Here is a 14,447-nt window from a genome sequence, read left to right on the forward strand (position 1 = left end):
CTTTCAGCATCAAGCTTAAATTCATATGAAAAAAAATATATTCACAAAACTTCTCGCAGTCCCTGTCACACTGTGTGTATTTATGTTCATACTTTTCTGGAATCAAATGTCTGGAAATAAAGACACACTAAATGCAATGAACTCAATCTATCTTGATCGTGTCATTCCTTTGCAACAATTAAAAACAATTTCTGATGCCTTTGCGGTTGATATTGTTGATGCATTCAACAAGTGGAATATCGGTACACTCTCACAGCAAGAACTGGAATTTTCCGTATTAAAAGCAAAAGACGTAGTTGCAGATACCTGGGAAAGCTATTACTCAACCCAGTTAACTGCCGATGAAAAAGCCATATCAAAAACACTGACAGCTGAAATCAATGCTATAAAGAAAGATCTTGTTACACTTTTACAAGAGGCAAGAAACCAGCCTGATGCTAAACATCAAATCGTCCACAGAGTCTACAACCGTATAGAGCCTCTCTCTGATAAAATAGACAACTTAATTAACATTCAGATAACGGCTTCTGGACAGGTTTACCAAACAAGTAAAAGAAAGTATGAGGCAGATATTCAGCTGGGAATCTTACTGCTTATCGCTGCCTGTATTACCGGGTTCATTTTTTCATTCTGGATCATACGTAAGGAATTACGTGTACTGCCTGAAATTACTGACAGTATTCAAAAAATGTCTGATGGCGACTTCACTCCACGTAAAATGACGAAAGCCAATAACGAACTTGATTTGATATCGTCGTCCTTGTCTACACTTCAGCAAAGTATTTTCAGTATCATCCAGTCTTCAGAGCGAATTCAGGAGCAGTTAGCCGTAAACCAAACGCAAATATCGACAGTGATACACAGCAACTCAGAGAATGCCCAGCGCGAATTATCTGAAATAGAGCAAGTCGCAGCCGCTGCCACAGAACTGTCTTCAACCGCATCTGATGTTGCTCACAACGCGCACTCGGCGGAAACTGCAGCGACTGAAGCTATCGCCATCATCAACGCCAGCTCAAGTACGCTACAACGCTCCGATTCTATTGCTGAAAGTGTCAGTGTATCCATGAAAGAGTCCGCACGAATAATCAACGAATTGAGAGAGCATTCAGAAAAGATAAGCTCAGTGGTGGATGTGATTAACAGCATATCAGAGCAGACCAACCTACTGGCGCTCAATGCCGCTATAGAAGCAGCCCGGGCCGGTGAACAAGGCCGGGGGTTCGCGGTTGTTGCCGATGAAGTCCGAGCACTTGCAGCCAAAACACAAAAGTCGACCATAGATATTCAAACAATCATCAGCCAGCTTCAGGAACAATCCAAACTTGCAGATGAACACATGAAACTCAACACAGACATGGTTTCAGAGTCTCAGGTTATTACTCAGGCCTTGTCCGATGCGTTCAAAACGATTTCAGAGCAGGTTGGACAAATTTCAGACGTCAATGCTTTAGTCGCTACCGCCTCGGAAGAGCAATCTTCTGTCACGAATGATATCTCTCACAGGCTGGAAGAAATCAGCCAGATCGTGCAGAAAAACTCTGAGAATGCCAGCCAGACGACACTGGCAAATAATGATATTTCGACATTAACCCAACGCCTCAGAAAAGAAATGGCTTTTTTTAAAGTCAGTTAATATATAGATCAGGCCCAGCACCGGGCCTGATCTATTAATAAATTACTTACTTGCCATACTTAAAGTGGCTGACATCTTGGGCATGGCGGTTTCGGCGTACCCGGCACTCTCACATAACCTAAAGACATACCATCGGTATACTTTCCGTCAGACAAAGTAACGCTGACACTATTTATACCTGGATTAGCTGGCGTAACACTGATCGTTGTATTGCCCTGCAATGCACTCAGGCTCACAGATGTCGAGGCAGTCTGGCCATATAAATCATCCCGAACACGAATAATCAAGCGGGCATTCACGCTGGTGTCCTTCGCTGCTGTTGAATATTTATCAATCAGGTACTGTATATTGGCCTGCACTTTGCCCGAAGCGTGGGTCGCACTTCCACTCACAATTCTTGGTTTTTTCTGTACCCAGACACCTTCAGCTGAACACATACCGCCAGCTCGGTTTATCCAAACCAGGCCGTAACCGTAAGTACGTGAAAACTTCATATTAAGATAGGAATTGGCATCGAGGTTTGATTTATCTTTGCCGACATAGCCGAACTCTGAATTGTTGAAATGCACGTTAGCATAGCGGTCAAATAAATTGCCTTTGGCACGGAATACTTCATCCTGAACCACATGCTTTGGCACTTCCACCCGCAAATAGTCAAACGAGTTGAAAAGGTTAATCAGCGACTCAAAAAAGTTGGCATATTCTTCCTGATTATAATCAGTTTGATCTGGGTTAGAAGGATCCGGGTAGGTTTGTGGATCATTATAAATATTGTAGCCACTCTCGACAGCACCCCTCACATCCTCTGATTTAAAATCATAAGATTTTACTCGTCCGTACTCACAGCCAGAGGGTAAATCAAAGTTACGAGCCTGAGCACTCACTGAAGTTACAGAGAGCGCTAAAGCAGCAAAAGTAAGACAGAATTTCAACTTCATTGTCATCATCCTTGTGATCGTTCTGAATGGGAGTTTCATAACCCCAAGATATGCACATAAACTCACGTGCAACATCGCGATTGAACAGAATCAGAAATGATTAGGCAAGAAGAAACGCATAATAACGGGAAATTATGAATAAATTTAATATATTGATCACATATGCATTTAATTAAATATAAGATTAGCTAAAGTGACAATGTCCCTCATGTATGGAGTCAGATTTCAGTTTCATATGCATCACCCGCCCGTACTCCAGCCGAAATCTTCTTGCCTTCGATGTGTTTTTATCGTGGCAGTCTTGCCTTTGATATGATTCTTATCATGACCACCCGGTAATTTCCCCAACCGGGGTGTGGACTTCACACGTACATTATGCAAGCATAGTAAACAATAAGCATATCATTTATGGTTTTTATGGATCTGAAGAGGGTTAATCGAAAGTATTCTTCAGCACGCGAACGGGGATTCATCCTATTCTGTGCATGCTTCGTAAGTACTGATTATTGGGGTAGACCATAAATTTTATAAAAAGATAAATACATGGATGCCAGACACAAGAGAATGAAGGTTAAGCTTCATGGATACGAATAGAGAAAAACTGACTTATCTTTATATGCACAGTTGATGAAAACATACAGAACAAACTCAAGATTACATTGACAAAAACAATATAAATCAAATATTTAGGTTATTCATGAACAAATTAAACTGGGACGATTTAAAATTTTTTCTCACGTTATATGAAACAAATACAGTCAGTGTGGCAGCCAATCGGTTAAATGTGAACTATGCAACAGTATCAAGAAGAATTGACCGGTTAGAGAATGCTCTAAAACTAAAACTCTTTGACAGAACACAGGATGGGTTCATTTCTACGATTGAAGGGCGATTGCTTTACGATAAATCCATCACTATGAGAGACAAAATCAACAGCCTCGAAGAAGAGCTCTCGCCTGAATCAAAGTTCAATCAAAATACTAAAATATCAATGGTTCCATTTTTAGCAGAACATTTCGTCATAGAAAATTTGCATAGCTTGCACCAGAGGTTTCCCGAATTAAGGTTCGAAATTGACACTTCGAGTCGGAATGTCAACATATCTAAACAGGAAGCTGATATTGCTTTACGGATGGAGTTGCCAGAAAAAGGCGAGTCCATTTGTAAAAAACTGGGTGAGATAGAATATGTGCTCTATGGTAACGAGTATTGGCTGGACAAACTCGTAAAAAATGAAAACGTCAATATAATTACATACTCTAATCTGTATAGTCATCTGCCAGAATGTAAGTATCTCATCGAAAAATTTGGAACAAAATCAATACGAATTCAATCTGACTCTGTTTCAGCTCAAAAAAGAGCATCTGAAAGCGGTTATGGTATCTCGTTAATCCCAAGAATTGTACTTCGAAATGACTCCTATCCATTTATCAGGCCTTCGGAAGAAATATACCGTGAAATATGGATGCTAACCTCTAAGAAAACATCATATTCCACGCCTAAAAAACTTGTTATGGACGAGTTAGTCAGGATATTCAGAAATGCATTTTCGAAATAATAATAAAGCGACAACCATAATTATGATTGTCGCTTTATTTCACCTTACTGGTTAAACAAATAATTGATTAACTTTTTGACAGCTGTACCTTAAACGAACTTGGGACATGTTTATCTTTCTTTGTAGTTGACCAACGCGTATAGACATTATTCATTAGAAGTACTGCAATTGTTATGGCTGCCCCGACAATTTCAGAATGACTGATAGTCTCACCTCTTGCCATACCAATAGCAAAGGCTGTAATTGGCACTAAGTTAATGAACAGAACACCATTTATTGGTCCTAACGTGCTGATTCCATAGTTCCAGGAAAATACAGCGATCACACCTGCAAACGTGATAAGGTACAGCAGCTCCCATTTGACAGAGAATATCTGCTCCAAGCTTGGTGCATGTGTAATGCTTAACGAATTCGTAATTAAAGCAATAATTAAGATAGTAAACGCTCCAAGTATAGAAGATAACGCTGTATACCTGAGCACAGAGAACCCTTCAACGTAACTCGCTCCTAACGTGTACGTAACCCAACAGAAAGCACCTGAAAGTATCACAAGTGACGGTAATAAATTACCTCCTGAAAAAGCGCTCATATCACCTTTAGTTATCACGAGTACCACACCAAACAAAGCGAACACGATTGATATCAAGGTAAATTTAGCGGGCCTTACTTTTTTCAGTGTCCACATCATGATTGCAGAAATTAAAGGCATCAGTGCCATGATAATCGCACCATGCTGCGCTTTGGTATAGGCGAGCCCCGCAAATGCCAGAATGCTAAAGCCTGCGAATCCAAACGAACCAAACAACCATAATTTGAAAACGCTTCGGCCCGGCAATAATGAATGAATACCTTCTTTCATAAATAACATTAAAACCAATATCATAGAAGCCGCACCATAGCGGATCAAACTGATATGAACTGCATCCATGGATTGTAAAGCATTTTTTGCAATCGGAAACATCCCTCCCCAAGAAATTGCAGTACCCATCAGGCATAGAATTGCAATAATATATTGAGTTAAGCTTATTCTGTTTTTATGCTCTGGATTTGATTTATCATCTGACACATTTTTATCTTGATTCAAAACCAAGTTTTTCAACTCTTCATTTCGCACTTTCCCTGAAGGTGAGTAAGGAATTGAATCAACACGACCGACGCCTTCCAGTTTAACTTTCATTTTCTTGCAGATATATTTAATATTTCGAATAAGCTCAAAATCATCCACAACAAAGTCACTATTGGTAACAAACCCGCAGTGGACTGTATTCTTATTTGAAGGGATCATTGCGACATCTTTTATGCCTGGCAAATGTCTGACTTCATTCTCTAACTCATAAATATTTAAAGCACTTTCACCCTGAGCTCTGTTCCTCAAGTAGACATTACCACTGGAATCCATTTCACCGGTTTCAGCAGTGATCAAATATTTCGTATCACCAATAACAACAAATTCGGAATCTTGATTACCGTAGCTATCCATGTTCATATAACTGGCAATCGCTATACGGCCAACTTCATGGGCAGGAAGCACATTTCCATCCTTACCTATAACAAGAATGTTATTGCCGTCATATGCCCTGCCAACACTCGTAGGGTTAGTGATTAAGTCGCTAGGTTCAGCTAAAGCATTCACACCGGTTTCGGTCGTTCCATAGTATTCATGTATGACAGGACCTAGAGAGTTGATAGCCTGAAGCTTAGCCTGAGGATGAAAATGCTTACCTCCAACGATGACAAATTTTAAATTATTCTCTTTCGCAGAATAGCCGCCATCCACATAGTGTCTCACAACCTCATTTAACAAAGGAGGCGTCATCGCACTGGTTGAAATCCATTCGCTTTTGAGAAGTTGAGCCATGTGTTCAGTATCATGTGGTTTGGCAACAATAACTGTCGCACCAAGTTGCATGAACAATCTGGACCACCCACTACCGGCTGCATGATATAAAGGCATTGCAAGCAAATGCCTGTCTTCTGATGAGAAACCATAGCGAGCAGTGAAAAATGAAAACCTTCGTCCATCAAATGACTTGTTTCGAATTACAGATTTAGGAACTCCAGACGTTCCCGATGTAAAAGAAATACTTTTAAAAGGTCTATGCTGCAGCTGAAGGCTATCAATAGTCTTGTCTGACTCACATGCCAATTCATCATAACAAATGCTATTTCTTACATTATTATCGATATCAACAATAGTTACCTGATTCGATAATCCCTGTATGTTTATGTTATTTTCAATACAATACGATGAGGAAACAACCAGGATTTTACACCCCGTAGCCTTCAGCATTGGTTCTAGCTTACTGGAATCCTGAGTATAATCGATACCTGTACATGGTATTTTTAACGTGGCAGCTGCAGACATCAAATAAATGAGTTCTATGCAATTAGGAGAAATGTAACACATTGATATCTCTGAATTATAGTCAACTTTACTTGCTAAATTCAAGGTGATTTCATTGACATCCTTATAAAATTCATTCCAAGTAATTTTTCTTTTTTCATAGATCAATGCGTTCTTGTCACCACGAGCTGATGCTATCTCTTTAATTTTCCCTAGTGGTATCATCTTAATTTCCTTCAACAACTAAAAGTGAAATATTATTTATCAATGAGCTATTTATTTTATCTAAGTCAAACTTACAAACCGTTTGCCCTGGTGTTAAAACCGGAGTTCCTGGAGGATATAAAATAAAAAATGATGATGAGACATCACCTTCTCTTATATTCATCTTATTTGTATTTGCTTTTATTTTCTTTTCCAGACACTCTAATCCAAGTGATAAATAATCGACCAACTCATCAGTTACGCCACAATGAAAGTTTAACAAAAATGATTTTTCATTGTATCGACTAATGTAAACACCTTGATTATTAAATAAATACTCTCTTATTTTTTCACCATTTAATAATGGGGAACTGCAAGTAATCCAAATCTTTGTGGGATCATTGACAAAGAATTCACTGTTCACTTCTAGCTCTTCAACCTTGAAATGATTAAGATTTTTTACTACAAAATTTTTTAATTTATCAATCAAGAAAAGTGTTCTTTCAGTGTACTGATGTCCATAGTTTTTAGCATGTACTACAGCCAGTTCAGTACTGGCCAGGATTGGATAACTTGGTGAGGTTGTATGATTTCTATAATGACTGCTAATCATTTTATCAAGGCAATGATCTGAACCATAAACATTGATTAAGCTTGCTTGTCTAAATGAAAATAGTGACTTATGTATAGAGTGTACTACGATGAAGTTTTTATCATACTTCTGTGAAAGGCGTTTTGAGTTATAAATACCACTCTTTTCTTTCATATAGGGATCAAATGCTGACCAAGCTCCCCACGCTTCATCAATAATGATATTTTCTAATCTTGTCGCAATCTGGCAAACTTGATCAAGAAACCTACTCAAATCAAAACATACACCGTCATATGACTGACTATTAATTATTAATGTTTTGTAAGGGTTGTTCAGTTCTTCAGAATTTTTTAATTCGTCTAATATTTTCTCAGCGTTCCCTCTGTAAATACTTGACTCATTATTGCATAAAATATCTTCTACGAAATTCACATCAATATTAGAGGATTTCAAAGTAAAATGGATTGATTGATGTACCCCTTTCTGACATATCACTTTATCGTCACTCTTACATAATGCTTCAATGACAATGTTGTTTGCTATCGTTGAACCACAAGTTACAAATAAAGACAGATCTGAACCATATATATCAGAAATAATATTTGAGGATTCATCAATCACCCTGGAAGGGTCTGACAAACTGTCAAAAAAAGGTCCTGTTATTGACAACTCTAAATGCTTTATCTTTTCAAAAGCACTCAAAAAACCTTCTTCAAGTATTACATTTTTAATATTGCCCACATTTTGAATTGGCAGAGCATGAAAACTTCCATTCATCCTCTTCTTTGAACTTGCTAGCGATTCATATATTGGCAATCGAATCTTATCAACCATATAACCTCCTGTTAATTACAATTCAATTTAAAATATTCTTATCACTATAACTATGAGAATTTTTGCACATAGGTCGTGCGCCAACAGTTGAAATGGAATTGTAGTGATAAAGAATTGCTACAAGAATTTTTGCTCATCACGCATGCAAAATTGTTCGTTAACTATTCCGATAAATTTTCTTAGACTAGGCTTGAATTTAAAAAAGGAGTCTACAATGAGTCATTTAAATACTTTACGGAAAATATCAGGCTTATCCGATAGCACGCTTGATTGGAACAATATGGTTCTTCTATATATAGACTTTCAAAATGAGTATGCTGACGGAAAGTTGAAGTTAGGCGAAAATGGTACACTTGCACTGGATAAAGCAAAAATGCTTCTTGATATTGCTCGTGATAAATCGACACCCGTCTTTCATGTGTTGCATAAAGCGAGTTCAGCATCACCAGTGTTTAACTGTGAATCAACAATGTCTGATGTTATTCGATTAGTAGAACCATCTGAGAACGAACAAATCGTGCACAAAACCCTTCCAAACTCATTTTTTAACACAGAGTTAGAAGAGCTGATACGCTTGACTGGCCGTAAGCAAATTATTGTGGCTGGTTTCATGAGTCATATGTGCGTTACAGCAACAACTATCAAAGCTGTTGAGCTTGGATACGACGTTATTGTTTGTGAAGATGCTTGTGCGACTCGAAGTCTTCCGGATCAAAATAATAACGAGCTTGATGGGAAACTGGTTCATGATGTATCCATCGCGGCATTAAGTGATCGATATGCCACTATCATGAAACTTTCTGATTTTACATAACCTTCTGATCGGCGATCTCTTAACCCGATTCAACGTTAGAAATAAGATAAAAAGCAAATTTAACCTCCTTCTCTTTTGGAGGTTTTTTCTTTCTTACCGCAATAATAATTATAGTATCCGGCAATAGCCATCTCCCCCAGGGCGTAGAATGGGGGGCGTAGACAAAGGCTGAGATAACAAGATCACAGTTCAATTTCTTTCTTGCCATACAATGAGTTAATCGGTTCACATTTCAATTCAATTTCTCCGGTAACAGCATTTTCAGCGTTATTTTTTGTGCTATTTACAACTCACCTGGCTGGATGAAATGTCCGCATCAGGTGTGTGAATAACCATAAACAATAACTCGATCCGTTCGGGAGTTATCTCTCTTGCAAAGGACGGCAAAAGGAAATTGAAATGAGAACCTTACCTACGCTTATTGTTGGTGCGACGCTGATCAGCGCCCCCGCACTCGCCGACTGGCATTTCCGGGGCACTCCGAACCAGTGGAACGCGGCAGCAATGACACAAATAACGACCACTCACTATCAAACCTGCCAGACATTTCTGCAAGGAGATGCTACCGGCGGTCCCCGGTTTAAAATCGACCGCTACGGTGACTGGCAGGAAAGCTACCCCGCCGGCGATTACACGGTTGCCGATGATCAGAACTACCGGATTGATTTTTACACCGACAGCCAGACGATTCTCACCATGCCGGTGGCCAGTTGCGACAGCCAGCCTCATGCGCAAAACTTCGCAACGCTGCATTTTCGCGGCACGACGAATCAATGGGCCGCAGAGGCAATGACTCTGGTCGATCACAACACCTGGGCATTGTTAGTCCATTTTGACGGACAAACCAATCAGCGTTTTAAGTTTGACCTGACCGGAGACTGGTCGCAAAACTATGGTGACAATCTAAACGACGGCGTGTTAGACGCGTCTGGCGATGACATCTATACCCAGGTCAACGGTGGATATCTGGTCACAGTGAACGACCAGACGCTGAACTATACCCTCACGCCCGTGACCCCATGTACCTCAGATTGCACCCCGCTTCCCACCCTCGGCGCACAGTATCAGCCTGATAAAACCACCTTTGCGATCTGGTCGCCGGATCACAGCGATGTGACGGTTACCGTGAACGGCACAGAATACCCACTGAGCAAAGTGAGCGATGCCAACGGCTACACAGATATCTATCAGGTTGACGTCAGCGGCGATCTGCACCTGGCCGAGTACACCTTTAAAGTCAATGGCATTCCGGTGCGCGACCCATACGGGAAAATGGCAAAACCGGGCACAGGAGACAATGAAGCCATCAACATTGTAATGGACATGTCCCGCACTGCCCCTGATGGCGGCTGGGCTGAACGCCCGGCATTGTTGAACCGCGAAGATGCCGTGATTTATGAAGTGCATGTCCGCGATTTCACCATAGATGCCAGCTCTGGCGTCAGCGCAGACAAGCGCGGTAAGTTCCTGGGAATGGTCGAAAGCGGCTCCCGCTACAGCGGGCTGAAAACGGGGATTGATCACCTGGTTGATCTGGGCATCACTCACGTTCAGCTGCTGCCAGTCTATGATTTTGCTACCTGCGACGGACTTCCTGACAGCGATCCTTGTTACAACTGGGGTTATGATCCGCGCAATTACAACGTCCCGGAAGATCGCTATTCACAGGTACCGACCGACTACGAGGCTCGCGCCAGCGAGTTTAAAACCATGGTGAACGAGTTCCACAAAGCCGGGATCCGGGTCATCATGGATGTGGTGTACAACCACACTTATGCCAAAGAAATGTTTGAAAACATCAGCAGCCGCTATTACACCCCAACCGATCTTTCAGGTACCGGTAACGCCATTGATGCCGACCAGCCTATGGTCAGCCGCATGATTCAGGATTCACTGGCTTATTGGGTCGATGAATATGGCATTGATGGTTTTCGGTTCGACCTGATTGGCATTTTTTCTTTTCAGGAAGTGGAAAAGTGGGGGCGCGCGCTGAATCAACAATTCCCGGATCGTAATTTACTCCTTTACGGCGAACCCTGGAATGGTTACGCCAGTGATCCGAAAGAAGCACAACGTGTTCGTTACGGCACCACGCATAATATGGTGCAAGAGCATGTCGGCGTTTTCAACGGCGCGTATCGTGAAGCCCTGAAAGGGTCGAACGACGATACCCGGACGGGTTATATGTTCAACAATCTGGACAGCGCCGATGCGGGCTGGTCCATCTATGATGGCATGCGCGGTTCAGCGTACGATCCCAATGACAGCCGCAACAGCACCTGGTTCAGAAACTTTGCCGCCGATCCGGAGCAAAGCATCAACTATATTTCTGCCCATGATAATTTCGGCCTGTGGGATAAGGTGTATTTAAGCCTGTCGGGCAATGTTGTACAGAACAGCTCGCACCAGATTCTCAGCCTGACGCCACCGACCAGCCTCGATTATGCCAAACGCGTGGTGAATTTTGGCATGGGCATGGTGCTGACCAGTCAGGGCATCGGGTTTGTCCATGCCGGTGACGAATTCTTGCGGACCAAAACCGACAACGAACAGATGAGTTATCCGGATGCCTGGAATTTCGGTGCGCACGGCGGCACGCACAATACCTACAATGCGCCGGACAGCTTTAACAGTATCAAGTGGCAGCGCCGTGCTGATAACGCAGCGATCTATGATTACTTCAAAGCACTGATCGCGCTGCGCCGTAATCACCCAGGCTTGCGCATGACCACGAATCAGGACATTGCCAATTACCTTACGGCCTCCCGAGCGGCTGAGTTTGGCGGGCAACTGGTCACAGGTTTTATCACTTACCCGCAAGACACGCATAACCTGTTTGTGGTGTACAACAGCGGCAACAATCAGACCATCAGCTTGCCTGCAGGCGACTGGACGCTGGTTGCCGATGCATCAGGCGCCCGTCATCAGACTGGGTTATCCGGCAGTGTGGTGGTTGAAGGCACTGCGGTGACTGTGTTTACCCAACCCCGTTAATTGCCTTGGTGCGTGTCCCTGAATGAAGGGGCACGTATCCACAAACAAACAGAGATCAGACATTCAAAAAAATAACGACAGGAATTGAAACGTGAACAAAAGGATTGCTCATTCCACACTCTCATTACTAATAGCCGCAGCGCTGGCAGGATGCGGAAGCTCAACCCCATCTGCGGACGAAAACCCAACCATTGCGCCTTATGCCTGTAACACAAACGTTACCGAGCAAAGCCAACAGCTACGGATTTACCAGATCATGGTCGAGAGCTTTATCGATGGTGACCCGAATATTGGTCATGGCACCGGCTACGGCACCAGTCATCATCAGGGTGATTTGCAGGGGATTATCGACTCTCTGGATTATATCCAGTCGTTAGGTGTTAATGCGATTTGGCTGACGCCTGTGTTTGAGTCAGTGGCCAAAACAGGCCAGGACCACTGGGCAGACCGATTGGATGCCACCGGCTATTATGCCACCGATTATTTTTCGATAGATCCGAAATTTGGCACGATAGAGACCGCGAAAGCATTAGTCGAACAGGCCCATACCCGGGGGTTATATGTGTTCTTTGACGGCGTGTTTGGTCACCACAAAGAGAATGTGGTGCCATCGCCAACCGGGAAACTGCCCGTGGGTGGCAGCAATCCGGTCAGCTACCCCGAGAGCCTGCCTTTTTATCAGGAAGTGGCAGCTTACTGGATAAAAACACTTAAAATCGATGGCTGGCGGTTGGATCAGGCTTATCAGGTGCCTCTGAAGGCCTGGCAGGATATTCGCCAGACAGTTGATGAAGCCTCGCAGTCGGTCACTTACGTCAATCACCTTGGCGAAACAGTTCACCCGCTGGGTTACATGGTGGCTGAAATATGGAATAACGAAAACGTCATCAATCAGACTGGTTATGGCCCGCAAGGCACACCGGGTTTATGTTCAGCCTTTGATTTTCCAGTCCGCTACCGGTTAGTCGAAACCTTCGCCGTGAATGAAAACAGCAACGGTGGCAAAGGCGGCAGCTGGCTGGCAGAAGGCATGGATTTACATCGGCTGTATCCCGATCATGCCAGACCCAATCTGATGCTGGGCAACCATGATCTCGTCCGCTTTGGTGATTTGCTGCAACGGGGCAATATTGCAGAGCCCACCGACGATCAATACTGGCAGCGCCATAAAGCAGCGATATCCTTCCTCGCCGCGTATACCGGCCCCATCACCCTGTATTACGGTGATGAAATTGGTGATCAGGTTGAACATTTTGCCGGTAAAGTGCCGGGCGATATCTGCGCCATCCAAGGCTTATGTGATGATCATGTGGCCCGTTCCAGTGGCAAGATTGACGGCGTCAGTACCACGCTGAATGCACGCCAACGCGATCTCAAAGCCTATGTCACTGAGCTGATGACCATGCGGGCGGCGCACCCGGCGTTATACCAAGGTGAACGCCTGAACATTGTGGCCAATAACAAAGTGTATGTGGATCGCAAGCAAAACGATCAGGACGTCGTGGTTTATCTGGTCAGCACCACAGACGCTTCGCAACACCTGTCTTTAAATGCGGAAATACTGGGCTCAGCCGGTGATTTGATTGACTTGCAAAGCGATGAGCGCTTCTCCCTCAGCAGCGGACACTACAATGTTCCGCTCAATGGCTTTGAAGCACGCTTCCTGCGCATTGCATCCCCGGTACAGCCTGCTGTCGATCTGACGGCCAAAGCCCTGATCTTAACGGGTACAGGCCTGATGGCAAAGTGCGATAATCCCACTGTGACTGAGCAAGGCCCGGTCAGCAAACCGCTGTATGTGGTGGGTGATTTCACCGATTCAGGGTGGAAGCACAGAGACAACCGGCAGTTCGAATACAAAGGCCAGAACCTGTACCAGGTGGTAACCAATGAACAGGCAGGCAGTTTCCGTCTGCAGTACGCCAGTAAAGACTGGTCGCCTCAGTATACGGCCGAAGGGCTGGAACTCCGGCCGGGTCAGAAAACACCGCTCACGGCTGGCAGCTATGGCAAAGACACAGCTGCCATGCTGCCTGAAGCCGGACGTTATGTGTGGAGCCTGACTTTCCAGGATAACGGCTTACCCGACGCTGTGATGGTGTCGAAATGTGAGTAAACAATTAAATGGCGAGTGCGGTGCGCTCGCCATGATCAGCTCAATCAAAACGTCAAAATAATAACACATCCGCCTGCAACCCGGCTTCTATCAGAATATTTTCGCCTCCAAATATTCTGATAGAATTAATAATAACCGCCAAAAATATCAATCGCTTACTCAATAAAAGAAAATATAAAACATACTTTTTTACATTCATTTACAACCCATAAAAAAATAGATTGTTTTATTGTGACTATTCACGCATAAAAGATCTTTTCTTCTAGATTAAATTTTTAATTACACGATGATTGCGATCGGAGCGAACAGTTGTATATTTTGGAATTTATCAATATATCAAATTATTTATCTATTAAATTTCACCGACTTAGAAAAAGTCAGAATTTAAAAATCCTGGTAATGATAAACACATTCTAT

8 protein-coding genes are annotated in these 14,447 nt (G+C 42.9%); 5 read left to right on the forward strand and 3 right to left on the reverse strand.

Annotation, left to right across the window (positions count from 1 at the left end; translation table 11 throughout):
* Positions 1-25 precede the first annotated feature (25 nt).
* A complete protein-coding gene (locus tag KCG43_RS11530; protein ID WP_218384971.1) occupies positions 26-1,636 on the forward strand; it encodes a methyl-accepting chemotaxis protein in 1,611 nt (536 codons plus the stop codon).
* Positions 1,637-1,695: 59 nt separating this feature from the next.
* Here the strand turns inward: KCG43_RS11530 and KCG43_RS11535 are convergent, their stop codons facing one another.
* On the reverse strand, positions 1,696-2,574 hold the full coding sequence (locus tag KCG43_RS11535; protein ID WP_192017262.1) for a hypothetical protein: 879 nt from the start codon (positions 2,572-2,574) through the stop codon (positions 1,696-1,698).
* Between the two features lie 697 nt (positions 2,575-3,271).
* Between KCG43_RS11535 and KCG43_RS11540 the strand changes: the two genes are divergently transcribed.
* A complete protein-coding gene (locus tag KCG43_RS11540) occupies positions 3,272-4,132 on the forward strand; it encodes a LysR family transcriptional regulator (protein WP_192017263.1) in 861 nt (286 codons plus the stop codon).
* A gap of 67 nt (positions 4,133-4,199) precedes the next feature.
* Here KCG43_RS11540 and KCG43_RS11545 read toward each other — a convergent pair whose 3' ends face one another.
* Together KCG43_RS11545 and KCG43_RS11550 are read right to left on the reverse strand one after the other, a co-directional pair.
* Entirely contained in the window at positions 4,200-6,701 is a 2,502-nt protein-coding gene (locus KCG43_RS11545) for an AMP-binding protein (RefSeq protein ID WP_218384973.1), read from the reverse strand.
* Position 6,702: 1 nt separating this feature from the next.
* Positions 6,703-8,106, reverse strand: a complete 1,404-nt coding sequence (locus KCG43_RS11550) for a lysine decarboxylase (protein WP_218384976.1) — start codon at positions 8,104-8,106, stop codon at positions 6,703-6,705.
* A 214-nt stretch (positions 8,107-8,320) separates the two neighbouring features.
* Between KCG43_RS11550 and KCG43_RS11555 the strand changes: the two genes are divergently transcribed.
* The 3 genes from KCG43_RS11555 (at position 8,321) to KCG43_RS11565 (ending at position 14,030) form a co-directional block, all read left to right on the forward strand.
* On the forward strand, positions 8,321-8,920 hold the full coding sequence (locus KCG43_RS11555; protein ID WP_218384978.1) for a cysteine hydrolase family protein: 600 nt from the start codon (positions 8,321-8,323) through the stop codon (positions 8,918-8,920).
* A 399-nt stretch (positions 8,921-9,319) separates the two neighbouring features.
* Positions 9,320-11,914 carry an alpha-amylase family glycosyl hydrolase gene (locus KCG43_RS11560; protein ID WP_218384980.1) on the forward strand — a complete coding sequence of 865 codons (2,595 nt, stop codon included), beginning with the start codon at positions 9,320-9,322 and terminating at the stop codon, positions 11,912-11,914.
* A 91-nt stretch (positions 11,915-12,005) separates the two neighbouring features.
* Complete coding sequence (locus KCG43_RS11565; RefSeq protein ID WP_370630683.1) at positions 12,006-14,030, forward strand: alpha-amylase family glycosyl hydrolase; 2,025 nt, start codon at positions 12,006-12,008, stop codon at positions 14,028-14,030.
* The last annotated feature ends 417 nt before the right edge of the window (positions 14,031-14,447 follow it).

Source organism: Photobacterium sp. WH24, from assembly GCF_019204055.1.
Classification (GTDB): domain Bacteria; phylum Pseudomonadota; class Gammaproteobacteria; order Enterobacterales; family Vibrionaceae; genus Photobacterium; species Photobacterium arenosum.